This window comes from Streptomyces canus 299MFChir4.1, from assembly GCF_000383615.1.
Lineage (GTDB): Bacteria > Actinomycetota > Actinomycetes > Streptomycetales > Streptomycetaceae > Streptomyces > Streptomyces canus_C.
In genome coordinates this window covers 678611-704391 of record NZ_KB911583.1, presented here as the reverse complement: position 1 = coordinate 704391, position 25781 = coordinate 678611, and the positions used below count along the sequence as shown (strand labels likewise).

Here is a 25781-nt window from a genome sequence, read left to right as displayed (position 1 = left end):
GCCGCGCACGTCCGTGCACGGTTACCCGAGCACGTGGGATTCCGGCCGAGCGCAGGGAGTTGACCAGCGTGTACCACCACTCAGGAAGCATGGCTCGTCAGGCAGCCGGATCCGCGACGGGCTTGCTCGAGCCCGCCGCCCCGGCCACGGACGCGATCCTCTTCCAGCGCTGCACCTGGTGCGGCACGGCGATGTACCACCGGCTGCTGTGTCCGGTCTGCCAGGGCGGAGACCTGCGCACGGAGCGCAGCGAGGGGGTGGGCACGGTCCGCCACTCCACGGTGGTCCACCGCAACACCCCCGCCGCCCGCAATGTGTCGCTGATCGAGCTGGCCGAGGGCTTCGTCGTCCGGGGCCGGGTCATGGGCCCGCCCGCCGCGATCCACAGCGGTGACCGGGTGCGGATGTCGACGGCCAAGGACCCGGTCCGCGGCGAGCCGGTCTTCCAGCTCCTCGACGAGCCTTACCGCGCCTGGAGCTGACGCGCCGTCGGTTCCCGCGCGGGCGAACGGAACCGCACGTCTCACCATGCCCCGGGGATCAGATCGCGCACCCGCACCGGCTGACCCGTCTCGAAGCACCGGTTGGCGGCGATGCCCACGCCCAGCGCCAGGGCACCGTCCCGTTCGGTGGCCGTCGGATGCGTCGCGGCACCGGTGTCCTCGCTCGCGGGCCCCGCACCGGTGTCCACCGGCCCGAAGAGGGCGTCGAGCATGCGCGGGTCTCCCCCGCCGTGCGCTTCGTGGGCGGTGACGAGCGGCACGTCGACCGGGGGCTGCCACAGGGGCCGCAGGGTGAGCCGCGCACCGCCCGCGTGGTCGGCCGCGGTGTCCCCGTGCAGCGCGCCGCTCGCCGAGGTGATTCTGGTCCGGGGCGCCTGCCGGCGGCTCTCCTCGACCTCCAGTTCCAGCCGTCCCGCGCTGCCGTTGAACATGACCCGGTAGCCCTCCCAGGGGGAGTAGGCGGTGAGGTGGTACGTCATCGTCGCGCCCCGGGCGTGGCGGACCACGAGCGCCATGTCGTCCTCGATGGTGATCGGCCCGTCGAAGACATTGCGGTCGCGCAGGTATCCGTCGTCCTGCTCCGCATCCAGATACAGGGCGCGCAGGGTGTCGTCGGCCCCGAGATCGAGGGCGAAGGGGTCGTCGGCGGCCGGGGCGGCCCCGTGGGCCCGGGTGTAGTCGCGGCGCAGGCCGTGGCGTGCGCCCGCCTCAGGGCCGTAGAAACCGAGCCGCCCGTAGCCGAAGACCTCCTGCGGCTCGTCGGCGAGCCACCAGTTGACCAGGTCGAAGTGGTGGCTCGCCTTGTGGACCATCAGACCGCCGCTGTACCGCTTCTCGCGGTGCCAGCGGCGGAAGTAGTCGGCTCCGTGGCGGGTGTCGAGGAGCCATTCGAAGTGCACGGAGAGGATCTCGCCGATCGCGCCGTCGGCGAGCAGGGTACGCACCTTCTCGTGCACGGGGTTGAAGCGGTAGTTGAAGGCGACGGTGAGGGAGTTGCCGGTGGCCTTGACCGTGTCCAGGATGCGGGCGCAGCGGTCGGCGTCCACCGTCATCGGCTTCTCGGTGACCACCCGGCAGCCCGCCTGGAGCGCGGGGACGATGTAGCGGTCGTGCTCGGCGTCGACGGTGGTGACGACGACCTCGTCGATGCCCTCCTCGGCCAGCAGGCGGGCGAAGCCTTCGGGTTCCCCCTGGGCGGCGGCCGGTTCGCCGGCCTCGGCGAGCAGACGGTTGTGGAAGGCCATACGGGTGGGACTGGGATCGCACAGGGCGGCGACGCGGTGGCCGGGGCGTGCGGCGAGGGCCCGGGTGAACAGCTGGGCGCGGTGGCCGGTGCCGACGACGGCCGCGCGGAGGTGGGGAGTTCGGCTCATGGACAGCGCCTCCCCCGACCGGTGATCCGCTAGTCCCCGCGACGTCGTTGGCTTGTTCGCGTCGTCGGCCCGCGATCCACGGTTGCGCAGAGACAACCCACAGACCCCCCTCCCCCGTCCTATGTGACGCGAGAGGCGCCCGGGACCGACGGGACGTCTGCGCACGGGGTTTTGGGAGAGAACCATTGAACCCTGCCCGGCGAATATGCGTGACCGCCGTGGCTGTGCTGGCGGCCCTGGCGGGCTCGCCCGGACTGGCACAGGCTCAACAGCCCTCCCAGACACGGTTGTTGAGTACTACGGACGACAACAGACTTCCGCGGGGATGGCGGATCGACGGGGAGCACGGGGCGCGTGAGCTGGTCTGGCGCGCGTCGAAGTCCGTGCCCACGGGGGACGCGCGGGTCGAGTTCCGCGCAGGCGACCGGCTGCTCGGTGTACCGAAGCCGGCGAAGGACGGGCGGACCTTCCGGCTCGCCCTCGACGAAGCCGGATCCACCGCACTGACCGACCTGCAAGTCACCGCCGCGGGACGCCGGTTGGACGCGGCGGCCGACCAGCCGCGCGAGTCCGACGCACAAGGGGTGCGGCTCCCCGCGCGGGCACCGGCGAACGGTGTGGACCCCGGGAAGCCCGGCTCGTACCGCACGGTCAGCGGCTCGTACGACCTCGCCCCCGTGCGCCTGCCGGGGTTCGCCACCCCGGTCGAGATGCGGGCCCAGGTGGTGGCGCCCAAGGGTGCCACCGGCAGCCGGCCCCTCGCCCTGTTCCTGCACGGCCGCCACTCCACCTGCTACAAGCCGGGCAGCGAGGACGACACGACCATCGACTGGCCCTGCGCGGACGGCTACAAGCCGATCCCCAGCGACAAGGGCTATCTGCGCGACCAGAAGCTTCTGGCCTCCCAGGGCTATGTGACCGTGTCGATCTCGGCCAACGGCATCAACGCCCAGGACTGGCAGGCCGAGGACGCCGGCGCACAGGCGCGCTCCTCGCTGGTACGGCAGCATCTCGCCCGCTGGGCCGACTGGGCCGCCCACCGCTCCACCGCCCCGGCCGTCGTACGCCAGGCGCCGAAGGCCGACCTCTCCCGGGTCCTGCTCGTCGGCCACTCGCGGGGCGGCGAGGGCGTCAACCGGGCCGCCATGGACAGCCTCTACCCGCCGCCGGCCGCCGAGGACGGTTACCGGGGGCCGGTGCGCTGGAAGATCCGCGGGACCGTGCTGATCGGACCGACGATCTTCGGCCAGAATCCGGTCGCCGACGTGCCGTCCGTGACCCTGCTGCCGGGCTGCGACGGCGATGTCGCCGACCTCCAGGGCGAGGACTTCGTCGACGGCACCCGTGGCGTCAGCCGGGGCACCGCGCTGCACAGCGCGGTCTACGTGGTCGGCGCCAACCACAACTACTTCAACAGCGAGTGGACTCCGGGCGAGGCCGAGGCCCCGGCCGAGGACGACTTCGGGACCGACCCGGACCAGGCCGACCCGGTGTGCACACCGGGCGCCCCGACCCGGCTGACCGCCGCCGAGCAGCACAAGGCGGGATCCACCTACATCGCCGCGGCGGCCCGGCTCTTCGTCGCCGGGGACGACCGGGTGCGTCCGCTCCTCGACGGTTCCGGCAGGCGGGCCCCGTCCGCCGACCCGGCCCGGGTGCTGACCCACGCCGTCGGCGGCCGCCGCAGCGGCGGCTTCCTGCCCGACGCCGGGGTCAAGGTGACCGGTGCCCGGCTGTGCTCGGCGATCGACCCCGATCCGGCTGTGGCCTGTCTGGGTCCGGAGACCCCCGGCTCGTCCCCCCACTTCGCGTGGTGGGAGACGGAGAAGGAGACCGGCCGCGGCGCGGTGGACGTGAAGTGGTCCGCACCGGGCACGGCCGCACGCGTCACCCCCGCCAAGCCGCTCTCCCTGCACGGCTCCCAGAAGCTCGCGCTGCGGGTCTTCGTTCCGCCGAACACGACCGGTACGAAGTTCGACGTGTCCGTCACCGACTCCGCGGGCCGTCGGGTGACGCTGGGCCGGGCCGAGGTGGCGGGCCTGCCGGGCTCCGCGAGGACCGCGTCCTACTGGGCCCAGGAACTGCGGGTCCCGCTGACGGCGGCGACCCGGGCCGGGCTCGATCTCCGGCACGTGAAGTCCCTTGAGCTGACGCCCCGTTCGCGGTCCGGGCGGGCCTGGCTGATGGACGCCTGGGGCTGGGCGCCGGGCACTCCCGCGGTCAAGGCGGCCGCGCTGCCCCGCGTCGACGTGGGCCGCACGATCGTCAAGGAGGGCGACTCGGGCACCCGCACCTACCGGATCCCGGTCAAGATCTCCGGGCACGGCAGCGGCCAGGTCCGGGTGTACGTCCTCGAACCGGGCAGCGGCCGGGCCCAGAGCAAGCTGGTGACGGTGCGGCCCGGCAGCAACGCGATCGACGTACCCGTCGAGGTGAAGGGCGACACGGTCTACGGCGAGAACGTGCAGCACGCCATCGCGGTCAAGGCCGTCCACAACTCCGTCGTCGGCAGTCACCGGGGCGGGCTCACGGTCGAGAACGACGATCCCGAGCCGGTGATCACCCTGTCGCCGGTCGCGGACCGGGTGACCGAGGGAGAGACGCTGACCTGGCGGCTGTCCATCGACGCGCCCGTGATGGCGGACATCTGGCAGCCGGTGCGGGTGGTTCCGGTCACCGAGGGCACCGAGCTGTCCACCCAGGACGTGGACCCGCAGTGGCTCAAGGACTGGTCCGGTGACGTGCCCGACCCCGAGCGCCGGCTGTCCGACGCGAACCTGTGGGTGTGGCTGTACATCCCGCCCGGCAGCACCAGCGTGGACTTCATCACGCCGACCGTCCGGGACCAGGTGGCCGAGCCGGCCGAGTCGATGCGCCTGGCGCTGACCGACCGCAACGCCAACCCGCTGCCCGACCCGCCGGCGCTGACGGGGACGGTGCTCGACCGACCGTGAGGCCGTGAGCACGCTGCCGTCCGGCAGCACGCGCTGACCCTCTGAGCGGGGCCCGGTCCGACCGGGCCCCGCTCGTCACAAGGTCACGCGGATTCCGACCGTCCCGTCGGCCCCCCGGCGCAGCCTGCTGCCGAGGAGCGTGAGCCGGCCGAGGATGCCGTACTTCCGGGCCAGGAGCTGCCGGTAGCGGGCGGTGGTCGCCGCGTCACAGATCTCCGCCGTGGCCGGGATCTGGTCGCCGGTCGGGTTGCCCCGCACGTCACAGGGGCCGACGAGGACGTCCGCGCGCGCCCTGATCCGCTTCACCTTCCAGGCGCCGGCGGCCGACCACGCGCCGAGCGCGTCCCCGTCGCGGACCACCCAGACGGGGGTGGCGACCGGCGTGCCGTTCTTCCGGAAGCTGGTGAGCAGCAGGTACTTGCCGTTACCGAGCCGCTCCAGCGGCGTGTCGTCCATGCTGGAAGTCTAGGCAAACATGTTCGATCGGCGCAGGGTGCGCGCCAGTGCGGGTCGCGGGGCACGGGCGACCCTCGAGTCACGGCACACGCGGACCGGCGACGCCCTTTCGGCTCACGTGGACGTGTACGGGCGGGCCGCGCCCTGCCGACCGGAGCGCATGGACCGCGCCTAGGAGTCGACCGGTCGGCCGGAGAAGTCCGTGGCGGGGTGTGGCTTCCGGGGGCCCGGCTCGACGTGCGGGTGCAGTGGACCGAAGTCCCTGCCCGAAGCGGGACCCGTATGCGCGGAGATCCGGCCAACACGGTTCTGGGCGTGGCTGGTTGAAGCGCCCCCGCAGGCCCCCGCCGCACAGGATCACGCCCTGTCGTGAACGCGCCCGGCCCGGGGCGCGTATGCAAGGAGGGTGCTCAACGACCGGAGGGCCCCGCGGTGCAGACACCGCTTGTTCTGGTTCGGGAGCCATGCATGAGGCACGCACGACGACGGGTCGTCCGGCGAGTGACACGGCTGGCGGCAGTCGGCGGACTCCTCCTGGGGGGTGCGATGGTCACGCGGGCCGTCGCGAGCGAGCCTCCCGCGACCACCACCGCCGTACCGCACACCTACTCGACGAAGGCCGGGCAGACGGGTACGGATCTGGTGGCACGGCTCGGCAGCTCCCGTACCGCCGGCACCTGGATCGGCGCCGACGGGAGGCCGGTCGTCGCGGTCACCGACGAGCAGGCGGCCACCGAGGTACGCGAGGCGGGTGCCAGGCCGAAGGTCGTCGGGCACAGCATGGACGAGCTCAAGTCGGCTGCCAAGACGCTGCGTTCCGCGCCCCGGGTCGCCGGGACCGCCTGGTCCATGGACTACCGGACCAACGAGGTGGTGGTGCAGGGCGACAGCACCGTCTCGGCGTCCGACTGGGCCGCGATGACGAACGTCGCCCACGGCATCGGCGGCTTCGTCCGCATGGAGCGCACCGGGGGCAGCTTCACGCCCCGCCTGAACGGGGCGCAGCCGATCCTGTCGACCGGCGGACGCTGTTCGGCCGGCTTCAACGTGACCAACGGCCAGAGCGACTTCATCCTCACGGCCGGGCACTGCGGCCCCACCGGTTCGACCTGGTTCGCGGACACCGGGGGCACCAACCAGCTCGGCAAGACGGTCACCCAGAGCTTCCCGGGCGACGACTTCTCGCTGGTGCAGTACGCCGACGGGAAGGCGGGCGACGGCGCCGGTGTCGTCTTCATCGGCAACGGCAAGGGCGTGCAGATCACCGGCGCGGGCGATCCGTCCATCGGGCAGCGGGTGTTCCGCAGCGGCAGCACCAGCGGGCTGCGCGACGGTCAGGTGACGGGGGTCAACTCGACGGTGAACTACCCGGAGGGCACGGTCACCGGGCTCATCGAGACGAATGTGTGCGCCGAGCCCGGGGACAGCGGCGGTCCGATGTTCTCCGAGGGGATCGCGCTCGGCATCACCTCGGGCGGCAGCGGTGACTGCACCCAGGGCGGGACGACGTTCTTCCAGCCGGTGACGAAGGCGCTGACGGCACTGGGCATGCAGTTGATCGTGTCGAACCCGACGGCCGCAGGCGGGGCCTCCCCCGCACCGTCGGCCACCTCCGCACAGGGCTCGATCGCTCCCGGTGCCGCCTCTCCCGGTTCCTCGGCCGCGGTGCAGGGGGCCCAGGGCACGCCCCTGCTGAGCCGGCTCACGGACACCCGGAACGTGGGGCCCGGTCTGCTGGTCCTCGGCGGGAGCCTGATCGCGCTGGTGGCGACGCGGTACATCCGCTCGGAACAGGACCGCAGGGCGTATCAGCGGTATTACGGGGCGACTTGGGGCTGAGCGCCGGGCTTGCGAGCCCGGGCTTCTCATCCCAGGCTGAGCAGGACCGTGGCGATCCCCGCCCCCAGCAGGCCCACCGTCTGCTTGGGGCTCAGGCGCTCGTGCAGCAGGGCGACGCCGAGGATCACGGGAAGGGCCGGGTAGAGGGAGGCCAGGACCACCGCGACGGCCAGCAACTGCCGCTGGGCGGCCAGCAGATAGAGGATGAGCGCGAGGGCGGCCCCCGCCCCGACGAGCACCGCCTGGAGGGCGGGCACGGGCGGCAGGCGCAGGCGCCGGGGGTGACGTGCCGCCGAGGGCAGCAGCACGAGTACCGCGGCCACCCGCCCGGCGGCCACCGGCCACAGTCCGCCTGCGGCACCGGCCTGGGCGAGGGCGATGTACTGGAGGGCGACGCCGGCACTGGCCAGCAGCCCGTCGGGGACGCCCCCGCCGCCGTCGGTACCGCCGTCGCAGACCATCCAGAGCGCGGGCACGGTGAGGACGATCCCCAGCCAGGCCACGGCGCTCGGCCGGTCCCCCAGCAGCACCCCGCACACCACGGAGAGGCCGACCCCGGTGACGGCGCTCACAGGTACGACCACGCTCATCGCGCCGTGGCTGAGGCCCCGGTTGAGAAAGTGCATGGCGGCGCCGCTTCCGACGCCGGAGAGCGCGCCCCACAGGAGGTCGACGGGCCGTACGGAGTCGGCGGGAAGGAGCAGCGCGGCGGTGGTCGCGAGCAGCAGGCCGCCGACCTGGCCGAGGAAGGTGACGGCGGCGAAGTGCGCGCGACGGGACAGCAGACCGCCGGTGAAGTCGACGATGCCGTAGCAGACCGCCGAGGTCAGTGCGAGGAGTGGGCCCATCCCGTCAGGGGTGCCCAGGGACGGGGCGGTGATGCCCCGGGGAGGTCCTCGGGGTCAGGCCGCCCGGACCGGCTGCGGAGCGGCGGCGGCCCACTCCAGGACGAGCCGCTGATATTCCTCGCGCTGCTCGCCGCTCAGTGTCCCGCCCGCCCGGCGCCACAGGGCCCGGATCTCCTCGTTGACCTCGTCGGCCGATCGATCGGTCACGGGTTCAACAGTGGTGGACATGGTGTGAAGCATACGGCTCCGGAAGTGAAGGCGCCGTGAGTAATCACACCAGAAACGGTCATATCGGACCGTGTTGCTGATCACGTCCCTGTGCTTGCGCCTCCCTGTCAAGACCTGTGGCCCGCTTCACACTTCGGCCACACCGAGGACCAGTACCTGGATCGCCAGTACGGCGGCTCCGCGGGCCCAGTCGTGAAAGTCGGACACTCTCGTCTCCAGGTCGATCGGGGCGGCCAGGGGGTGGCGGTGGGAGCGGATCGCGTCCTCGACGGCCTTGCCGGCCACGTCCATCAGCCCGACGCCCTCTCCGGCGAGCATGATCTTCTGCGGCATGGCGAAGTTGGCGATCTGGGCGACGAGGACACCGAGGGCGCGCCCGGCCTCGTCGATGACACGGGCGGGCATGGGGTCCCCCGCCGCGGCGAGGGCGAGGATCTCCTCGTAGCCGTGGTCGCGGCCGGTGGCGGCCTGCACCTGGTAGCGGATGTTGGGGATGGTGAGCAGGGAGACGGCGCTGCCGCGGTTGCCGTCGGGCGTGAGAGGGCCGTTGGGGTCGATGATCCAGTGCCGCCCGAAGCCCCGGTCCTCCTCGGCGTAGGGGACGCGCCGGCCGCCGAGGACCAGGCCGTAGCCGATGCCGGCGCCGATGGTGAGGACGACGAAGCGGTCGAGACCGCGTCCCGCGCCGAACCACGTCTCGGCCTCGACGAGGGCGGCGACGTCGTTCTCGACGACCACCGGCAACCCCGTGCGCTCCTCGACGAGTTCTCCGAGGGGGACGTCCCGCCAGTGCAGGAACGGGGACTCGCCGACCACGGCTCGCTCCTGGACGAAGCCGCCGACCCCGATGCCGATGCCGGCGAGCCGCGGGTACGCGCGGGCCAGCTCGCGGGTCATCTCCGCGAGCAGGTCGGCGACTTCGGCGGGGTCGTGGCTGACGAGGGGCCGGTCGTGGCGGGCGACGATCTCGCTCCGGAGGGTGGTGACGACGCCGTAGACCATGTCCTCGGTGATCTTGAAGCCGATGAAGGACCGGGACTCGGCGACGACGTCGAGGGGCTGCGAGGGGCGCCCCTGACGCACCTCGGCCGGGGTGCCCGCCTCGGGGACCTCGATCAGCAGACCCGACTCGATGAGCGGTTTGGTCAGCCGGGTGAGGCTGCCCGCGGAGAGGTCGAGGCGGCGGGCGAGTTCGGTGCGCGACAGCGGACCGTGGACGAGCACCTCGATCGCCACCGAGCGCTCACCGGCGCTCAGGGGTAGCCAGCTGGCGGCAACTGCGGTCATGAAGGTCAGACTCCCACATGATTTCTTTCACCATAAAAGCAATGTGCCCAGATTAAGGCCACGAAGGCTGTCCAGAAAAGACCCGACCCACCTCTTGACGGTTGGATTCTTTCGCGACAAAAGTAAGTGGCCGAGGACGAGCCACCGCAGACGAGGGAGTCTCCCGATGACCATCGCCTCCAGCAGCCCTCCGTCGCGTCTGCCGCTCGGCGGCGCCGAGGGGGCACGGACCGAACCGGGCACGGGCCGGGTCCCCGGCGGGTCGAGCGGGGGTGACGGGCGTCTGGCCGCGGTGTTCATCGCCCCGGCCCTGGTGGGCTTCGTGGTCTTCCTGCTCTGGCCGACGCTGCGGGGCATCTATCTGAGCTTCACCCGCTTCAATCTGCTGACCCCGGCGGAGTGGGTGGGGTTCGCCAACTACGACCGGATGATCCACGACCCCATCTTCTGGGAGTCGCTGAAGGTCACCGTGGAGTACGTGGTCATCAACATCGGCGTCCAGACGGTGTCCGCCCTGGCCATCGCCGTGCTCCTGCAGCGCCTCACGCAGTCCCCGCTGCTGCGCGGGATCGTGCTGACGCCGTATCTGATGTCGAACGTCGTCGCGGGTCTGGTCTGGCTGTGGATCCTCGACAACCAGCTCGGCATCGGCAACGAGATCATCGCCGGGCTCGGCTTCGACCGCGTCCCCTTCCTCGCCGACGAGACCTGGGCGATCCCGACAATCGCCCTGATCAACGTGTGGCGGCATGTCGGCTACACCGCGCTGCTGCTGTTCGCGGGGCTCATGGCCATCCCGAACGACATGTACGAGGCGGCGAAGGTGGACGGCGCGAGCGAGTGGCGGATGTTCTGGCGGATCACGATGCCGCTGCTGCGTCCGGTCCTTGCGGTCGTCCTGATCATGACGGTGATCGGTTCGTTCCAGGTGTTCGACACGGTCGCCGTGACCACCGCGGGCGGCCCGGCGAACGCGACCAACGTGCTCCAGTTCTACATCTACCAATCGGCCTTCGGCCGCTTCCAGTTCGGCTACGCGTCCGCGATGTCCGTCGCCCTGCTTGTCGTGCTGAGCGCGATCACCGTCCTTCAGTACCGGCTCACCCGGGCCGGCCAGACCGATCTCGGCTGACCCGGAAGGAGTCGACATGGCTGCCGTGACCACCACCACGACCACGACGACACGTGTACGGCCCTCCGGGCGCCGCCCCCTCACCCCCGGCCGGGTCCTGGCCTGGACGGCGATGGGCGCGATCGTGCTCGTGACCCTGCTGCCCTTCTACTGGATCCTGCGCACCGCGCTGTCCACCAACTCCGGCCTCGCCGCCCACGCCTCCGACCCGCTGCCGGTGGACCCGACCGGCACCGGATTCGCCCGCGCCCTGGGCCTGGAGTCCACGAAGGAGGCGATCGCGCAGGGCGGTGCGGGCGGCGGGCTGAAGTTCTGGCGCTATCTGCTCAACTCGGTGATCGTCTCGACCCTGGTGACCGTCTGCCAGATCTTCTTCTCCGCGATGGCCGCCTACGCCTTCGCCCGGCTGCGCTGGCGGGGCCGCGACCAGATGTTCGCGCTGTTCCTGGCCGGACTGATGGTGCCGACCATCTTCACGCTGCTGCCGAACTTCGTGCTCATCAAGGAACTCGGCCTCATCGACAACCTGTTGGGCATCGCGCTGCCGACGATGTTCATGACGCCGTTCGCGGTGTTCTTCCTGAGGCAGTTCTTCATGAACGTGCCCCACGAGGTCGAGGAGGCGGCCCTGCTGGACGGCGCCGGGAAGGTACGGATCTTCTTCCGGGTGCTGCTGCCGATGGCGTCCGCGCCGGTCCTCACCCTGGCCGTGCTGACGTACATCACGTCCTGGAACGACTACTTCTGGCCGCTGATGGTGTCCTACAGCGACAGCTCCCGCGTCCTGACCGTCGCGCTGGCCATCTTCCGGGCCCAGACCCCGCAGACGGGCGTCGACTGGTCGGGCCTCATGGCGGCGACGCTCATCGCCGCGCTGCCGATGCTGCTGCTGTTCGGGTTCTTCGCGCGCCGCATCGTGTCCACCATCAGCTTCACCGGGATCAAGTGAGGGACTCCTGATGCGACTTCGCACGCTGACCGCACTGGCCGGCGCACTGGCCCTCTGTCTGACGGGGTGCGCGGAGGGCGGCTCCGCCGGGTCCTCCTCGAAGACGGTGACGTACTGGCTGTGGGACTCCAACCAGCAGCCCGCCTACCAGGCGTGCGCCAAGGACTTCGAGCGGCGGAACCCCGGACTGCACGTGAAGATCACCCAGTTGGGCTGGGACGACTACTGGACCAAGCTCACCGCGAGTTTTATCGCGGGCACCGAACCGGACGTGTTCACCGACCACATCCAGAAGTTCGGCCAGTTCGCCGACCTGAAGGTCCTGGAACCGCTCGACGACCTGGGCATCGACGAGTCTGCTTACCAGCCCGGCCTTGCCGCCAACTGGATGGGGCAGGACGGCCACCGCTACGGCGCCCCCAAGGACTGGGACACCGTCGCCCTCTTCTACAACAAGAAGATGACCGACGCGGCCGGGCTCACGGCCGGCCGGCTCAACGACCTCTCCTGGAATCCCCGGGACGGCGGCAGCTTCGAGAAGGCCATCGCCCACCTCACCGTCGACAAGAACGGCAAGCGCGGCGACGAACCGGGCTTCGACAGGCACCACGTCAAGGTGTACGGCCTCGCCACCAACGGCGGCGGTGACGGCGACGGCCAGACCCAGTGGAGCACCTTCACCGCCTCCGCCGGCTGGAGCTACACCGACAAGAAGCGGTGGGGCACGACGTACCGGTACGACAGCCCCGCCTTCCAGTCCGCCGTCAAGTGGTACTTCGGACTGGCGAAGAAGGGCTACATGGCACCCTTCACCGACTACAACTCCCAGTCCAACCAGGCCAACACCCAGATCGCGGCGGGCAAGGCGGCGACCGCCTTCGACGGGGCCTGGATGATCTCGACCTACGCCGGGTTCAAGGGCCTCGACATGCGCACCGCCGTCACCCCCGAGGGCCCCACCGGCAAGCGGGCCACCATGATGAACGGACTGGCCGACTCCATCACCAAGAACGCCCGCAACAAGGAGGGCGCCCGCAAGTGGGTGAAGTACCTGGCGTCCGACGAGTGCCAGAAGACGGTCGGCGGTTACGGCATCGTCTTCCCCGCCACCCCTGACGGCACCGCGGCCGCCGTGGCCGCCTACAAGAAGAAGGGGATCGACGTCACGGCCTTCACCGAGCCGGTCGCCGGCAAGAAGGACTTCACGACCTTCTCCTACCCCATCACCAACTACGCGGCGGACGTGTACGCGTTGATGCATCCCGCCATGCAGGACATCTTCGGCAACGGCCGGTCCGTGGCCGGCCTCGACGAGACCAACGACCAGATCAACCTGATCCTCTCGCAGTGATCCCGCGACCAGTGAAGGGCACGCACCCCATGACGTTCTCCCTCGGCATCGTCGGCGCCGGCCAGTTCTCCGGCCAGTTCGCCACGCTGTTCCAGGCCCACCCCGGTGTCGGCGACGTGTACGTCACCGATCTGCTGCCCGAACGGGCCGAGCAGCTCGCCTCGGCGCAGGGCCTGGCCGGCACCTTCCCCACGTACGAGGCCATGCTGGAGTCGAAGGAGGTCGACGCGGTCGCGATCTTCACTCAGCGCTGGACGCACGGGCCCCTCGTGCTCCAGGGCCTGAACGCCGGCAAGCACGTGTACTCCGCGGTCCCGATGGCCGTCACCACCGAGGAGATCTCGGCGATCATCGACGCGGTCCGGGTCACCGGGCTGACGTACATGATGGGCGAGACCAGCCAGTACAACCCGGCGACCGTGCACGCCCGCAACCAGATCGCCGAGGGCGCTTTCGGGCGGCTCTTCTACGCCGAGGGCGACTACGTCCACGACATGGACCTGGGGTTCTACGAGGCGTACCAGTACAGCGGCGGCGAGAAGTGGAAGGAGACCGCCAGCTATCCCCCGCTGCTCTACCCCACGCACTCGGTGGGCGGGGTGCTGGGCGCCTGGCAGACGCACGCGGTGAGCGTGTCGGCGATCGGGGTGGTCGACGACCGCGGGGACGGCGTGTTCGACAGGGAGGTCAGCCAGTTCGGCAACGACTTCTCCAACGCGACGGCCCTGTTCGAGGTGGCGGGCGGCGGCTCGTTCCGCACGAACGAGTTCCGGCGGGTGGGCTACCCCTCCCATATCCGGGAGTCGCGTTTCCGGTTCTTCGGCACCGAGGCGAGCATGGAGCAGCTCGCCACGGTCGCCCTGTGGCAGGACAAGAAGGGCGTGAAGGACATCAGCGAGCTCCTGGAACCCAAGCCCACCATGGCTCCTGACGATCCGTCACTCCAGCACATCGCGCCGGACCTGCGGGCCGCGTTCACGTCCGGGTCGGCCCCGGTGCACGACCGGGCGCGGCTGCCGCGGGAGTTCGACCACCTGCACAACGGCCACGAGGGCAGCCACCACTTCCTGGTGGACGACTTCGTGACCGCGGTGAACAGCCGTACCCTGCCGACGGTGAACGCCTGGGTGGCGGCCCGCTACACCCTGCCGGGCATCGTCGCGCACGACTCGGCGCGGCAGGGTGGGGCCAGGCTGGAGATCCCGGACTTCGGGGACGCGCCCGCGGCGTGACCGAGGCTTCGCGCCGGGCGCCTGGTGTCTCAGGTGCCCGGCTTGCGGCCGTACACGAAGACGTCGTCGCCCGTCTTGAGGAGGGACCAGTACTTCTTGGCGTCCTTGGGCGTCATGTTGGTGCAGCCGTGCGAGCCGGGCGGGTTCCACATGCTGAGATTCACCGAGTGGAAGGCCTGGCCGCCGTCGAAGAACTGGCTGTAGGGCATCGGCACGTTGTAGATGTTCGACACGTGATCGATGTCACGCCAGTAGATCTTCTTCAGGCCGGTGCGGGTCTCGTAGCCGTTGCGGCCCGTGCGGACCGGGACGGGGCCGTAGACGAGCCGGCTGCCGTCCTGGATCCAGCTCAGCTGGAGGGTGAGGTTCACGCAGGCGATGCGGCCCTTGTTCGTCGGGCACTTGCCGTCCCTGTTGGGGTTGCTGCCGACGGCCTTCTGCTTGTTCATGAGGTCCATCACGCCCCAGGTGACGGAGCCCGCGTACCCGATGTTCGGGGTGATGCCGTGCTTGGTCTGGAAGGCCCTGATCGCCGTGCAGTCGGCGGCGGACTGCCTGCCGTCGACCGGACGGCCGAGGAACTTCTCGACCTTCTTCTGGTACGGCCCCGCCTGCGTGGTGCAGCTGGCCGCCTGCGCGGGCGCGGCACCCAGCGCGATGGTCAGCGGTGCGACGAGTCCGGTGATCCCGAGTGCGACGGCACCCCGTCTGCGTATGTCCCCCATGGCCCTGTCCCCTTCATAGGTCCTGCGATCTCTTACCCCTAGACAGGTCTTCGAGCCACTTCGTTGTACCCCAGGGCGTGCTGGGACGGAACGGTGACAAATCTCATGACGAGGCCCCCCGGCCCGGATGGACCGTCGCGTGGAAGCCGGTGTTGACCGCGGTGAGGCCACCGTCGACTACCAGCGCGGTGCCGGTGATCCACGCCGCGTCACGGGAGGCGAGGAAGGCCACCGCGGCGGCGATGTCCTCGGGCTCGCCGACCCGGCCGAGGGGATACAGGCGCCGCATCTCGGTGAGCTCGCTCTCCCGCCCTTCCCAGGCGGAGGTGCGGACCGTGCCCGGGACGACCAGGTTGACGCGTACCCCGCGGGCGGCCGCGTGCCCGGCGAGGGTGCGGGTCAGGGAGCCGAGGCCCGCCTTGGCGGCGCTGTAGGCGTGGTTGCCGAAGTCCTGGAGGCCGTTGACTGAGCCGATGTTGACGATCGCGCCGCGACCGGAGGCGACCAGGTGCGGCAGCGCGGCCCGCGCGCAGCGGTACGGCCCGCCCAGGGTGATGTCCAGGTCACGCGCCCACTCCTCGTCCAGGTCGTCCTCGAAGAGCGGGGTCTCCGGGGTGCACCGGGCGGCGCAGTTGACCAGGATGTCCAGCGAGCCGAAAGCGTCGACGGTGTGGGCGACCGCAGCCTCGACGGCCGTACGGTCCGCCACGTCGCACTCCAACGCCCTTGCGGCGAAGCCCTGTTCACGCAGGCGCGCGGCCGTGTCCTCGACCGCCCGCCCGTCGCGGTCGGTCAGCACGACCCGCGCCCCCTCCTCGGCGAGCCTGCGGGCCGCCGCCGCGCCGATCCCGCGGGCGGCGCCCGTGACCAGTGCCGTGTATCCCTCGAAGCGCTCGGTGTGGGTCATGGGCCGAAGATAGCTGCTCGGTGATCAACGGGGCAGATGGCGGGAGCAGGCGGCCCACTGGGAGGACCGCAAGTTCGCGGTGTACGCCGAATACGCACGGGCGTTGAAGAGGGACCCGGCCGCGTGGCAGGCACTGATGTACCGGCAGCGCGCCGGACGCGAGGGGTACCACCGCGGCGCACGGGAGGATCTCGCGTTGCCGCCGGGCCACTCGTCACGCTGGGCGCTGACGTCGAGCGGCCCGCCGCCTCAGCGATAGCCGGTCACGTCCGCCGGCTTGTCCGCGTCCTGGACCTCGACCAGGTAGCGCCAGGCGTCGGGGCGGCTGCCGTCGAGGTCCGTGAAACCGTACGTCCGGGCGAGCGAGCCGCTGTCGAGGGACTGCCCGTTCCAGCGGGCCACGTCGGGGTCGGCGGCCAGCGCGGCGACCGCGCGGCCCACGTAGTTCGGGGTCTCCGAGATGGCGAAGTGGGGGACGCGGTCGAGGGCGTCGCGCCAGTTGTCCTCCCGTACGCCGAAGGTGTCGAGCATCATCTCCGAGCGCAGCCAGCCCGGGGTGAGCGCGACGGCGGTGGCACCGCGCGGGCCGAGCTCGTGGCCGAGGGCGAAGGCCATGCGGATGACGGAGGTCTTGGCGAGGTCGTAGAAGAAGGAGTTGCGGTAGTTCTGGCGGTTGTAGGTGTCGGTTCCGTCGGTCATCTCGACGACCAGGCCGCCGGGGCGGCGCAGCAGCAGGGGCAGGGCGTGGTGGCTGGTGATGGCGTGGGTGTCGATCGCGAGCCTGAGCAGCCGCAGGCCGTTGTCGAGGTCGTGCTCCCATACGGGGCTGTCCCACTCGAAGAGGTGTTCGCCGCCCCAGATGTCGTTGACGAGCACGTCGAGGCGGCCCTGCTCGTCGGCGACGCGCTCGACGAGCGCGCGAACCTGCGCGGGGTCCAGGTGGTCGGTGGGTACGGCGATACCGTGGCCGCCGGCCGCGGTGACGAGGTCGGCGGTGTCCTCGACGGTCCCGGGGCGGTCGTAGTCGGAGCGGCGGGCGCGGGTGCTGCGCCCGGTGACGTAGACGGTGGCGCCCGCCGCCCCCAGTTCCACGGCGATCCCTCGTCCGGCTCCGCGTGTGGCCCCGGCGACCAGCGCGACCCTGTCTGCCAGCGGTTGTGACATGTCCGACCTCCCGTTGTGTGCGATGTGGAGTCGAGCATCGCCGGGAAGTCGGACAACCTCTGTCGTGATTACTGGAGAGTCACCCGGCCGCGCGCAGTTTCTCGTCCAGGGTGTCCCGATCGGGCAGGAACCAGATGTGGCCGCCCTGGTTGGTCTCGTGGACGAAGTCCCTGAGGGCCGTGCTGTCGTCGAGGTGGCGGGTGACGTCACCGACGACCGCCAGCCGGACCCGGTAGGTCGCGAACTTCTGCATCACCGCGCCCGCGACCCCCGACCGCAGCCGGAAGAACTCCTCGGCGACCCGTGCCACGGGTACGGCGACCACCTGGGCGTCGCGGCCCATCGCGTCGCCGATCAGGTCGAGGGCGGCCCGCTCGCCGTCCAGCGGCGGTCCGTCGGGGGCGCAGTGCAGGACGTTCAGACCGTTCAGGTGCACGACGTCGTCAGTGGCCACGGTCGATCCATTCCTGCAGGTGCGGGGCCTCGGCGCCGATCGTCGTCGGGTCGCCGTGGCCGGTGAGGACCTTTGTCTCGGGCGGCAGGGCCAGCAGCCGCTCGCGGATCGAGCCGATGATCGTCGGGAAGTCGGAGTACGAGCGGCCGGTGGCGCCCGGGCCGCCCTGGAAGAGGGTGTCGCCGGTGAAGACGGTGCCGAGGCCGGGGTCGTAGAGGCAGACCGCGCCCGGCGCGTGGCCGGGGGTGTGCAGCACCTGGAGGTCGATGCCGGCGGCCTCGATGACCTGGCCGTCGCGCAGATGGGCGTCGGGGTCGCGATCGGGGTGGGTCTGCTTCCACAGCGGCAGGTCGTCGGGGTGCAGCCAGATCGTGGCGCCGGTGCGGTCCGCGAGGGCGGGCGCGGCGTCGATGTGGTCGTTGTGGGCGTGGGTGCAGACGATCGCGGTCAGCCTGCGGTCGCCCACGGCCTCCAGGATGGCGTCGGCGTCGTGGGCGGCGTCGATGACGATGGCCTCGTGGTCGTCACCGACGATCCAGACGTTGTTGTCGACGTCCCAGGTGCCGCCGTCGAGGCTGAACTGCCCTGAGGTGACGAGGCGTTCGATGCGGGCGGCCATCAGAGCACCACCACCGAGCGCAGGACGTCGCCGTGGTGCATGCGCTCGAACGCCTTCTCCACCTCGTCGAGTTGGATGGTCTCGGTCACGAACGCCTCCAGGTCCAGGCGGCCTTGCAGATGCAGGTCGATCAGCATGGGGAAGTCACGGGAGGGCAGACAGTCGCCGTACCAGGACGACTTGAGCGAGCCACCGCGGCCGAAGACGTCGAGGAGCGGCAGCTCCAGCTTCATCTCGGGGGTGGGCACGCCGACGAGGACGACCGTGCCGGCGAGGTCGCGGGCGTAGAAGGCCTGTTTGTACGTCTCGGGGCGGCCGACCGCCTCGATGACGACGTCGGCGCCGAAGCCGCCGGTCAGTTCGCGGATCGCCTCGACCGGGTCGGCGTCCTTCGAGTTCACGGTGTGGGTCGCGCCCATCGTGCGGGCCTTCTCCAGCTTCCGGTCGTCGATGTCCACGGCGATGATCTTCGCCGCGCCCGCGAGGTTCGATCCCGCGATCGCCGCGTCACCGACGCCACCGCAGCCGATGACGGCGACGGTGTCGCCCCGGCCGACGTTCCCCGTGTTGATCGCGGCGCCGATGCCGGCCATCACGCCACAGCCCAGGAGCCCCGCGACCGCGGGCGAGACCGAGGGGTCGACCTTGGTGCACTGTCCGGCGGCGACCAGCGTCTTCTCGGCGAAGGCACCGATACCCAGGGCGGGTGAGAGCTCGGTACCGTCGGTGAGGGTCATCTTCTGGCTCGCGTTGTGCGTGTTGAAGCAGTACCAGGGCCGACCGCGCAGACAGGCGCGGCAATTGCCGCACACGGCACGCCAGTTGAGGATCACGAAGTCGCCGGGCGCGACCTCGGTCACCCCCTCGCCGACCGCCTCGACGACACCGGCGGCCTCGTGGCCGAGCAGGAAGGGGAAGTCGTCGTTGATCCCGCCCTGCTTGTAGTGCAGGTCGGTGTGACAGACCCCGCAGGCCTGCACCTGTACGACGGCCTCCCCCGGTCCGGGATCGGGCACGACGATCGTCTCCACCCGCACCGGCTCGTCCTTGCCGGGTGCGATCACCCCGCGTACCTCCTGCGCCATGGCCCTGACCCCTTCTGTCGCCCGGTGTACGTCCCTTCGACCCTACGCGTGACTGATCAGTAACGGCACCGGTTCCAGGACGGAAAAATACCCCCGGGGGTACCTCTGCTACGGTGGGATACATACCCCCAGGGGTACCTCACCCCGGGTTTTCACGAGGAGAGGAGTGCTGTCGTGTACTTCGTCGACACCGTCGAGGTGCCGGGGCTGGGCAACCGCGGCTACCTGGCGGGCGGTGCCCGCAGCGCCGTGGTGGTGGATCCGCCGCGGGACGTGGACCGGGTGATCGCGGCCGCGGCCCGGCGCGGGGTGCGGATCACCCACGTCGTCGAGACGCACGTCCACAACGACTATGTGAGCGGTGGCCTGGAGCTGGCCCGGATCACGGGTGCCGCCTATCTGGTGCCGGCCTCGGCGCGGGTCGCGTTCGAGCGGACTCCGGTGGCCGACGGGGACGTGGCGGAGATCGAGGACGGACTAGGGCTGCGGGCCCTGGCCACACCGGGCCACACCCCGCACCACACGTCCTATGTCCTGGAGGAAGCCGGGCGGGCGGCGGCCGTCTTCACCGGCGGCTCGCTGCTGATCGGCACGGTGGGGCGGCCCGACCTCGTGGAACCGGGGCTCACCGGGCGGCTGGCCCGGGAGCAGTACGACTCGGCGCACCGGCTGGCCGCGGAGCTGCCCGACGAGGCCGAGGTGCTGCCCACGCACGGGTTCGGCAGCTTCTGTTCGGCCGGGAGGGCGGAGGGCGGGGCGACGACGACCATCGGGCGCGAGCGCGGCTCGAACGAGGCGCTGGTGAAGGACGTCGACACGTTCGTCGCCGACCTGCTCGCGGGGCTGGACGACGTGCCCGCGTACTACGCGCACATGGGGCCGGTGAACGCGCAGGGCCCCGGTCCGGTGGATCTGACCCCGCCCTGCCCGGCGGACGCCGAGGAGATCGCGGCGCGGCTGGCGGCCGGCGAGTGGGTGGTGGACCTGCGGGACCGGCGCGCGTTCGCGGAGGGGCATGTCGCCGGGACGTTCAACTTCGAGGCCGAAGGGCAGCTCGCGACCTATCTGGCCTGGCTGGTGCCGTGGGGCAGGCCGGTCACCCTGCTGGCCGCCACGCCGGCCCAACTCGCCGACGCCCAGCGGGAACTGGTCCGCGTCGGTATCGACCGGCCCGCCGCGGCGGCGACCGGTTCGCCGGCCGAGTGGGTACGGGAGGGGGACGCGCCGCGCTCGTTCCCGCGGGCCACGTTCGCCGAGCTGGCCGCCCAGGGGTCCCACGGGGTCGTCGTGCTGGACGTGCGGCGGGATTCGGAGCGGTCGGGCGGACACATCAGGGGCTCGGTGCACATTCCGTTGCACCGGCTGCGGGAACGGCTGTCGGAGATACCGGACGGCACGGTGTGGGTGCACTGCGCGGGCGGGATGCGTGCGGCCGTGGGCGCCTCGATCCTCGACGCGGCGGGGTGTGACGTCGTCGCCGTGGACGACGGGTTCGCCGCGGCGGCCCCGGCCGGGCTCCCGATGGCGAGGATCACGGCGACGGAGGCTCACGAGCGGACAGGGGCCGGGGCGGAAGCCCTACTCCTGGACGTCCGCGAGCGGGAGGAATGGGCTGCGGGGCACGCGCCCGGGGCCGAGCACGCTCCGCTGTCGGCGCTGACGGCGGGCGGCCGACTCCCCGAGGCCGCGGAGGGCCGCCAGGTCATCACGATCTGCCGCTCGGGCAAGCGGTCCCGGCAGGCGGCCGAACTGCTCACCGCGCGAGGAGTGGACGCCGTGGATGTCCTGGGCGGAATGGGGGCATGGGTCGGGGCGGGGCTTGCGGTCGAGGGGGGCGCCACCTCGGGGGCCGGGCCTGCGGCGCAGGGTGAGCCCGGGGCCGACGTGCGGTCGTCGACAGCGGACACCTCCGCGCACGGCTCCTCGGGCATCGAGGGCGCCTCCTCGGCGACACACCCGGTGGCACACGGCACCCCAACCACCGAAGCCGCGGTCGACACCGCCCCCGGCCTCGCGTGAGCGCCCTCGTCCTCGCTCTGCTCGCGGGCGGTCTCACCGGCCTGGCGCTCGGCGCGCTCGGCGGTGGGGGGAGCATGCTCGCCGTGCCCGCGTTGATCTATCTGCTCGGCTTCAGTCCGGCCGCGGCCACCACCGCCGGGCTCGTCGTGGTCACCCTCACCTCCGTGACCGCGCTGGTCACCCACGCCCGGGGGGGCGCGGTGCGCTGGCGTGAGGGCGCCCTGTTCGCGGCGGCGGGACTGTTGCCCGCGGCGCTCGGCGGGGCGGTGTCCGGGCGACTGCCGTCCGGTGTGCTCACGGGAGCGTTCGCCGTGGTCGCCGCCCTTGCCGCCGTCCGTATGCTCCGGCCCTCCGCATCCGTACGGCCGGACGGGGTGCCGGTGCGCGCGAGTCGCGTCGCCCGGACCGGGGCGGGGCTCGGCGCGGTGACCGGTGTCCTGGGCGTGGGTGGCGGATTTCTCGCCGTGCCGGCCCTGGTGAATGTCGTCGGCCTGCGCATGAGGGCAGCCGTCGGCACCAGCCTCCTGGTCATCACCGTCAATTCCCTGGCCGCACTGGCGGCCCGGGCGGGCACGACCGTGGACGTCGACTGGGGTGCCGTCGCCCCCTTCGCGGGGACCGCGGTGCTCGGCGCGTGGGACGGCAGGCGCCTGGCCGCCAAAGTGTCGGCCGGCGCACTCCAGCGGACGTTCGCCGTGGCGCTCCTGGCCGTGGCCGCGTTCATGCTGGCGGACGCCGTCCTGTGACGGTCACTCCCGGGACATCCAGTGACGGTCACGCCAGGGACAGGAACAGCTTCTCCAGCCGGGCCTTCATCTGCTCCGTCGTCTCGCCGTCGACCCGGTTCCCCTCGGGATCGGTCAGACACTGCTGAAGCCCCGTCGCGATGATCGCGAAACCGGCCCGGTCGAGGGCGCGGGAGGCCGCGGCGAGCTGCGTGACCACGTCCTCGCAGTCCCGGCCCTCCTCGATCATCTTGATCACTCCGGAGATCTGCCCCTGCGCCCGGCGCAGCCGGTTCAGCACGGACTTGAGCTCATCGCCCTCGAACTGAAGCTCCACCATCACTCCTCTGTATACCCTTGGGGGTATTTTACCTCCTCGGGGTCAGCTCCAGCTGTCACCAGCCTCTCGGGAAGGTTCACGTACGCCATGACCCCCATGACTCCCACCGCTCTCGGCGCCTCGCAGGCAGCCGCCCGCCTGGACGAGCTGACGGTCGTCGACGTCCGGACCCCGGGCGAGTACGCCTCCGGACATCTGCCCGGCGCGTTCAACATCCCCCTGGACCAGCTCGGTCGGGCCGTGCCCGCACTGCGGGAGCTCCGCGGCGGGCTTCTCGTCGTCTGCGCCTCCGGCGTGCGTTCACTCAACGCGTGCGGGGTCCTCGCCGAGCACGGCGTACCGGCCCTCACCCTGACGGGCGGCACCCAGGGCTGGGCGGCGGCCGGGCAGCGGCTCGACCGGCCCGCCGCGGGCGCCCGTACCGTCTGGGCCATGGAACGCCAGGTCCGCCTCACCGCGGGCACCGTGGTCCTGGCCGGGCTCGGGCTCGGACTCCTGCACCCTGCCTGGCAGTTGCTCTCCGCGGCGATCGCGGGCGGACTGGTCTTCTCCGCTCTGACCAACACCTGCGGCATGGCCGCCCTGTTGGGCAGGCTGCCGCTCAACCGGTCACGGGCCACCGCCCTCGACACGGCCCTGGCCGCGCTCTCCCACCGCTGACCCCGACGGCGCCCGGAACCGGCGAGCCCCGCGGGAGAGCGCCGACGTAGCCTGGAGGCTTCGCACACCGCCGGGACCCGAGGAGCACTGTGAGCAGCACCGAGACGGAGACCGGGCCGCCGACCTGGCGGCTGCTCCTCGGATACGTACGGCCGCACCGGTGGACCCTCCTCCTGGGTGCCGCGCTCTCGCTCCTGACGGGGGCCACCGGCCTGCTGCTGCCGCTGGTGGCACGGGAGTTGATCGACGATCTGTCCCACGACCGCACGATCACCGGCGCGTTGTTCGTGATGTCGGGGCTGGTCGTCGCCAACGCGGCGGTGGGCGCGCTGGGTTCGTACGTGCTGCGGCGCACCGCGGAGTCGGTGGTGCTCGGCGCGCGGCGCGCGCTGTCGTCGTATCTGCTGCGCCTGCGCATCACGGCTGTGGACCGCACCGAACCCGGCGACCTGATGGCCCGGATCACCTCGGACACCACCCTGCTGCGCGAGGTCACCACCGACTCGCTCGTGGGTCTCGGGACCGGCGGGCTCACGCTGGTGGCGACCGTGGTGATGATGGGCCTGGTCGACCCGGTGCTGCTGGGCGTCACGCTGGCGGTGATCCTGGTCGCGGGCACGGTCCTCGGGGTGATCGTGCCGCGCATCAACCGGGCGAGCCGGCAGGCCCAGGACGCCGTCGGCGTGATGGGTGCCGCGCTGGAACGCATCCTCGGGGCGCTGCGCACGGTCAAGGCGTCCGGCGCCGAGCACCGCGAGGAGCGTTCGCTGCACGCGGCGGCCGAGGAGTCGTGGCGGCAGAGCGTGCGGGCCGCCAAGTGGTCGGCGGCCGCGGGCAACACGGCGGGGCTCGCGATGCAGATCGCGTTCATCACGGTGCTCGCGGTGGGCGGCGCGCGGGTCGCCACCGGGGCCATCGAGGTCGGCACGCTGGTCGCGTTCCTGCTGTACGTCTTCTATCTCATGTCGCCGATCCAGCAGGTGGTCGGGGCGATCACGCAGTACCAGACCGGGTCCGCGGCGCTCGCCCGTATCCAGGAGGCGCTGCGACTGCCCGCCGAACCGGCCGCGCTGCCCGCGCCGTTGCCCGCCGACGGGGCCGCACCGGCGTCCGTCGCCTTCACGGACGTACGGTTCCGCTATGCCGGCGATCTGCCGTACGTCCATCACGGGGTGACCTTCGACGTCCCCGCGCGGGGGATGACGGCGTTCGTCGGGCCGTCGGGGGCCGGGAAGACGACGGTGTTCTCGCTGATCGAGCGGTTCTACGATCCCGAGGCCGGGGTCGTGACGGTGGACGGGCGGGACCTCGCGGAGTGGGATCTGCCGCAACTCCGGTCCGCGATCGGGTATGTGGAGCAGGACGCTCCGGTCCTGTCGGGGTCGCTGCGGGAGAATCTGCTGCTCGGCAATCCGGAGGCGGACGAGGCCGCGGTGACGCGCGTCCTGAAGACGACCCGGCTCGATGGCCTGGTGGCCAAACTGCCCAGTGGGTTGGAGACGCTGGTCGGGCACCGTGGGACCAAGCTGTCGGGCGGGGAGCGCCAGCGGGTGGCGATCGCCCGGGCGTTGCTGCGTCGGCCCCGGCTGTTGCTCCTTGACGAGGCCACGTCCCAGCTGGACGCGGTTAACGAGTCGGCCCTGCGGGACACGGTGGCGGATGTCGCGCGGACGACCACGGTGCTGGTCGTCGCGCACCGGCTGTCCACGGTGACGATGGCCGACCGGATCGTGGTCATGGACGCGGGACGAGTGCGGGCGGTGGGCACGCATCGGGAGCTGGTCGCCGGGGACCCCTTGTACGCGGAGCTCGCGGCGACGCAATTCCTGGCCACCGCGGGGTGAGTGCGGTTCTGGACCGTGCCGGTCGGCCCTCACCGGGTCGGTCACCGAAGACCTCTTGTACGCGGAGCTCCCGACAACGCAACTCCTCGCCACCGCGGGGTGCGTACGGCTCCGGACCGTGCCAGTCGGCCCCCACCGGGTCGGTCACCGAAGACCTCTTGTACGCGGAGCTCCCGACAACGCAACTCCTCGCCACCGGGCAGGATGAGCGCACTACCGGACCCTCCCCCTCAGCACCCCAGCCTGCGAGCCCGCTCCTCGTCGCCCGTGCGCGGACAGGTCACGCAGGCCTCGGCGGGACGGATCCTGTAGAACATGCAGCAGCCGGTGCGGGTGCGGGTCGTGTGACGGCGGCCGTCCTCCGCCACCAGCTCGCGGAAGTCGGCACCGTTCGTGTACGGGGGCACGGCGACCGGAAGCACGTCGGCGGCCGCGCGGACCGCCGCCGCCTCTTCTCCGAGCATGCGGCCCAGGTGCCAGATGCCGGACACCAGATCGTCGCCGACCATGCCCCACAGCGCCCGTGAGCCGCGGCGGGCGACCGGGGCGATCGCGGCGAGGAGCGGACGCATGTGCTCGGCGACCTCGATGCGCAACCGGGCCCGCAGCTGCGCCTCCTGAGGGAGTGTCAGCACACCGGGGAGCAGGGCCAGTCGGTCGCCGGTCAGGCAGAAGAGGTCGGAGCCCGGGGTGATGGCGTACGTCCCCTCCGCGAGGTCCAGCCGCAGGTCCTCGGGGCGGATGCGGGGCACCCGGCGGTCGAGGTACCAGGCGCCGCCGATCAGTACGCCGATGGTCCAGGCGTAGTCGTGCAGAGCCCGCGACGCGGCGACCTCCGGACGTACACGCACGCCATAGCGACCGTGAATCCTTGCCGCCTCCGCGGCGACAAGGGCGTGGAGCGCGTCCGTGTCCGTCATCAGCTCCGCCGCCGTCACGCCCGCACCCGGCGTCTCCTCCACCCGGACCGTCAGCGCCTCACAGATTCCGGCCAGCCTTCGGTAGGCATCGCCGAGTGCCCGCGCGACCGCGCTGTCCGGTGATGTCTTCAGGCCAAGGGACATCGGCACTTCCCCCACAGAGGATT

The 25781-nt window shown here is 71.5% G+C and carries 24 protein-coding genes; 11 read left to right on the top strand and 13 right to left on the bottom strand.

From position 1 onward, the window contains the following. Nucleotides 1-68: 68 nt before the first annotated feature. Nucleotides 69-482: a Zn-ribbon domain-containing OB-fold protein gene (locus H293_RS0107310; RefSeq protein WP_028807632.1), complete on the top strand. Its 414-nt coding sequence runs from the start codon at nt 69-71 to the stop codon at nt 480-482. Between the two features lie 41 nt (nt 483-523). On the opposite strand, the gene H293_RS0107305 is transcribed toward H293_RS0107310, so the two are convergent. Further along, nucleotides 524-1876, bottom strand: coding sequence for a Gfo/Idh/MocA family oxidoreductase (locus tag H293_RS0107305; protein ID WP_020117225.1), 1353 nt, complete (start codon nt 1874-1876; stop codon nt 524-526). Nucleotides 1877-2085: 209 nt separating this feature from the next. On the opposite strand from H293_RS0107305, the gene H293_RS0107300 reads away from it, so the two are divergent. Beyond that, nucleotides 2086-4830 carry an alpha/beta hydrolase gene (locus H293_RS0107300; RefSeq protein WP_020117224.1) on the top strand — a complete coding sequence of 915 codons (2745 nt, stop codon included), beginning with the start codon at nt 2086-2088 and terminating at the stop codon, nt 4828-4830. Nucleotides 4831-4905: 75 nt separating this feature from the next. Here the strand turns inward: H293_RS0107300 and H293_RS0107295 are convergent, their stop codons facing one another. Continuing rightward, complete coding sequence (locus H293_RS0107295) at nt 4906-5286, bottom strand: PPOX class F420-dependent oxidoreductase (RefSeq protein WP_020117223.1); 381 nt, start codon at nt 5284-5286, stop codon at nt 4906-4908. A gap of 468 nt (nt 5287-5754) precedes the next feature. Between H293_RS0107295 and H293_RS0107290 the strand changes: the two genes are divergently transcribed. Next, nucleotides 5755-7125: a S1 family peptidase gene (locus H293_RS0107290; protein WP_033415245.1), complete on the top strand. Its 1371-nt coding sequence runs from the start codon at nt 5755-5757 to the stop codon at nt 7123-7125. Between the two features lie 26 nt (nt 7126-7151). On the opposite strand, the gene H293_RS0107285 is transcribed toward H293_RS0107290, so the two are convergent. The 3 genes from H293_RS0107285 to H293_RS0107275 all read right to left on the bottom strand — a co-directional run bounded on the left by H293_RS0107285 (nt 7152) and on the right by H293_RS0107275 (nt 9488). Further along, complete coding sequence (locus H293_RS0107285; RefSeq protein ID WP_020117221.1) at nt 7152-7973, bottom strand: EamA family transporter; 822 nt, start codon at nt 7971-7973, stop codon at nt 7152-7154. Nucleotides 7974-8027: 54 nt separating this feature from the next. Continuing rightward, on the bottom strand, nt 8028-8213 hold the full coding sequence (locus H293_RS0107280) for a hypothetical protein (RefSeq protein ID WP_007386663.1): 186 nt from the start codon (nt 8211-8213) through the stop codon (nt 8028-8030). Between the two features lie 114 nt (nt 8214-8327). Further along, nucleotides 8328-9488 carry an ROK family transcriptional regulator gene (locus H293_RS0107275; protein ID WP_028807631.1) on the bottom strand — a complete coding sequence of 387 codons (1161 nt, stop codon included), beginning with the start codon at nt 9486-9488 and terminating at the stop codon, nt 8328-8330. A 166-nt stretch (nt 9489-9654) separates the two neighbouring features. On the opposite strand from H293_RS0107275, the gene H293_RS0107270 reads away from it, so the two are divergent. From H293_RS0107270 to H293_RS0107255, 4 genes are read left to right on the top strand one after another with little or no spacing between them, the layout of a single operon-like run. Next, nucleotides 9655-10620 carry a carbohydrate ABC transporter permease gene (locus tag H293_RS0107270; protein WP_020117219.1) on the top strand — a complete coding sequence of 322 codons (966 nt, stop codon included), beginning with the start codon at nt 9655-9657 and terminating at the stop codon, nt 10618-10620. A gap of 16 nt (nt 10621-10636) precedes the next feature. Beyond that, a complete protein-coding gene (locus tag H293_RS0107265) occupies nt 10637-11569 on the top strand; it encodes a carbohydrate ABC transporter permease (RefSeq protein WP_020117218.1) in 933 nt (310 codons plus the stop codon). A 10-nt stretch (nt 11570-11579) separates the two neighbouring features. Continuing rightward, nucleotides 11580-12920 (top strand): ABC transporter substrate-binding protein, encoded by a 1341-nt coding sequence (locus H293_RS0107260; RefSeq protein ID WP_020117217.1) that lies wholly within the window; start codon nt 11580-11582, stop codon nt 12918-12920. Between the two features lie 29 nt (nt 12921-12949). Beyond that, nucleotides 12950-14152 (top strand): Gfo/Idh/MocA family protein, encoded by a 1203-nt coding sequence (locus H293_RS0107255; RefSeq protein ID WP_020117216.1) that lies wholly within the window; start codon nt 12950-12952, stop codon nt 14150-14152. 29 nt (nt 14153-14181) lie between these two features. Here H293_RS0107255 and H293_RS0107250 read toward each other — a convergent pair whose 3' ends face one another. From H293_RS0107250 to H293_RS0107225, 6 genes are all read right to left on the bottom strand, one after another. Then, nucleotides 14182-14877 carry a L,D-transpeptidase family protein gene (locus tag H293_RS0107250; RefSeq protein WP_020117215.1) on the bottom strand — a complete coding sequence of 232 codons (696 nt, stop codon included), beginning with the start codon at nt 14875-14877 and terminating at the stop codon, nt 14182-14184. Between the two features lie 103 nt (nt 14878-14980). Continuing rightward, nucleotides 14981-15784, bottom strand: coding sequence for an SDR family NAD(P)-dependent oxidoreductase (locus tag H293_RS0107245; protein WP_020117214.1), 804 nt, complete (start codon nt 15782-15784; stop codon nt 14981-14983). 249 nt (nt 15785-16033) lie between these two features. Further along, nucleotides 16034-16948 carry an SDR family oxidoreductase gene (locus H293_RS0107240; protein WP_020117213.1) on the bottom strand — a complete coding sequence of 305 codons (915 nt, stop codon included), beginning with the start codon at nt 16946-16948 and terminating at the stop codon, nt 16034-16036. 79 nt (nt 16949-17027) lie between these two features. Then, complete coding sequence (locus tag H293_RS0107235; RefSeq protein ID WP_020117212.1) at nt 17028-17402, bottom strand: DUF4180 domain-containing protein; 375 nt, start codon at nt 17400-17402, stop codon at nt 17028-17030. After that, on the bottom strand, nt 17392-18021 hold the full coding sequence (locus H293_RS0107230) for an MBL fold metallo-hydrolase (protein ID WP_020117211.1): 630 nt from the start codon (nt 18019-18021) through the stop codon (nt 17392-17394). Before H293_RS0107230 ends, H293_RS0107235 begins: the two co-directional genes overlap by 11 nt. Next, a complete protein-coding gene (locus H293_RS0107225; RefSeq protein WP_020117210.1) occupies nt 18021-19106 on the bottom strand; it encodes an S-(hydroxymethyl)mycothiol dehydrogenase in 1086 nt (361 codons plus the stop codon). Before H293_RS0107225 ends, H293_RS0107230 begins: the two co-directional genes overlap by 1 nt. A gap of 174 nt (nt 19107-19280) precedes the next feature. On the opposite strand from H293_RS0107225, the gene H293_RS0107220 reads away from it, so the two are divergent. Continuing rightward, a complete protein-coding gene (locus H293_RS0107220; protein WP_020117209.1) occupies nt 19281-21125 on the top strand; it encodes a rhodanese-like domain-containing protein in 1845 nt (614 codons plus the stop codon). Next, on the top strand, nt 21122-21871 hold the full coding sequence (locus H293_RS0107215) for a sulfite exporter TauE/SafE family protein (protein ID WP_020117208.1): 750 nt from the start codon (nt 21122-21124) through the stop codon (nt 21869-21871). The genes H293_RS0107220 and H293_RS0107215 overlap by 4 nt, the downstream gene beginning before the upstream one ends. A 28-nt stretch (nt 21872-21899) precedes the next feature. Here H293_RS0107215 and H293_RS0107210 read toward each other — a convergent pair whose 3' ends face one another. Further along, entirely contained in the window at nt 21900-22187 is a 288-nt protein-coding gene (locus tag H293_RS0107210) for a metal-sensitive transcriptional regulator (RefSeq protein ID WP_028807630.1), read from the bottom strand. A gap of 90 nt (nt 22188-22277) precedes the next feature. Here H293_RS0107210 and H293_RS0107205 point away from each other — a divergent pair, with 90 nt between their 5' ends. Together H293_RS0107205 and H293_RS0107200 are read left to right on the top strand one after the other, a co-directional pair. Beyond that, a complete protein-coding gene (locus H293_RS0107205; protein WP_020117206.1) occupies nt 22278-22850 on the top strand; it encodes a rhodanese-like domain-containing protein in 573 nt (190 codons plus the stop codon). Nucleotides 22851-22939: 89 nt separating this feature from the next. Then, nucleotides 22940-24694 carry an ABC transporter ATP-binding protein gene (locus H293_RS0107200; RefSeq protein ID WP_020117205.1) on the top strand — a complete coding sequence of 585 codons (1755 nt, stop codon included), beginning with the start codon at nt 22940-22942 and terminating at the stop codon, nt 24692-24694. A 230-nt stretch (nt 24695-24924) separates the two neighbouring features. Here H293_RS0107200 and H293_RS0107195 read toward each other — a convergent pair whose 3' ends face one another. Then, nucleotides 24925-25758 (bottom strand): (2Fe-2S)-binding protein, encoded by an 834-nt coding sequence (locus H293_RS0107195; protein ID WP_020117204.1) that lies wholly within the window; start codon nt 25756-25758, stop codon nt 24925-24927. Nucleotides 25759-25781: the final 23 nt, after the last annotated feature.

Excerpts from the sequence above, each read along its gene's own strand:
- H293_RS0107305 (WP_020117225.1), bottom strand. The coding sequence starts at position 1,876 with ATGAGCCGAACTCCCCACCTCCGCGCGGCCGTCGTCGGCACCGGCCAC.
- H293_RS0107270 (WP_020117219.1), top strand. The coding sequence starts at position 9,655 with ATGACCATCGCCTCCAGCAGCCCTCCGTCGCGTCTGCCGCTCGGCGGC.
- H293_RS0107285 (WP_020117221.1), bottom strand. The coding sequence starts at position 7,973 with ATGGGCCCACTCCTCGCACTGACCTCGGCGGTCTGCTACGGCATCGTC.
- H293_RS0107290 (WP_033415245.1), top strand. The coding sequence starts at position 5,755 with ATGAGGCACGCACGACGACGGGTCGTCCGGCGAGTGACACGGCTGGCG.
- H293_RS0107295 (WP_020117223.1), bottom strand. The coding sequence starts at position 5,286 with ATGGACGACACGCCGCTGGAGCGGCTCGGTAACGGCAAGTACCTGCTG.
- H293_RS0107205 (WP_020117206.1), top strand. The coding sequence starts at position 22,278 with ATGACCCCCATGACTCCCACCGCTCTCGGCGCCTCGCAGGCAGCCGCC.
- H293_RS0107280 (WP_007386663.1), bottom strand. The coding sequence starts at position 8,213 with ATGCTTCACACCATGTCCACCACTGTTGAACCCGTGACCGATCGATCG.
- H293_RS0107230 (WP_020117211.1), bottom strand. The coding sequence starts at position 18,021 with ATGGCCGCCCGCATCGAACGCCTCGTCACCTCAGGGCAGTTCAGCCTC.
- H293_RS0107245 (WP_020117214.1), bottom strand. The coding sequence starts at position 15,784 with ATGACCCACACCGAGCGCTTCGAGGGATACACGGCACTGGTCACGGGC.
- H293_RS0107255 (WP_020117216.1), top strand. The coding sequence starts at position 12,950 with ATGACGTTCTCCCTCGGCATCGTCGGCGCCGGCCAGTTCTCCGGCCAG.
- H293_RS0107275 (WP_028807631.1), bottom strand. The coding sequence starts at position 9,488 with ATGACCGCAGTTGCCGCCAGCTGGCTACCCCTGAGCGCCGGTGAGCGC.
- H293_RS0107195 (WP_020117204.1), bottom strand. The coding sequence starts at position 25,758 with ATGTCCCTTGGCCTGAAGACATCACCGGACAGCGCGGTCGCGCGGGCA.
- H293_RS0107265 (WP_020117218.1), top strand. The coding sequence starts at position 10,637 with ATGGCTGCCGTGACCACCACCACGACCACGACGACACGTGTACGGCCC.
- H293_RS0107250 (WP_020117215.1), bottom strand. The coding sequence starts at position 14,877 with ATGGGGGACATACGCAGACGGGGTGCCGTCGCACTCGGGATCACCGGA.
- H293_RS0107240 (WP_020117213.1), bottom strand. The coding sequence starts at position 16,948 with ATGTCACAACCGCTGGCAGACAGGGTCGCGCTGGTCGCCGGGGCCACA.
- H293_RS0107225 (WP_020117210.1), bottom strand. The coding sequence starts at position 19,106 with ATGGCGCAGGAGGTACGCGGGGTGATCGCACCCGGCAAGGACGAGCCG.
- H293_RS0107260 (WP_020117217.1), top strand. The coding sequence starts at position 11,580 with ATGCGACTTCGCACGCTGACCGCACTGGCCGGCGCACTGGCCCTCTGT.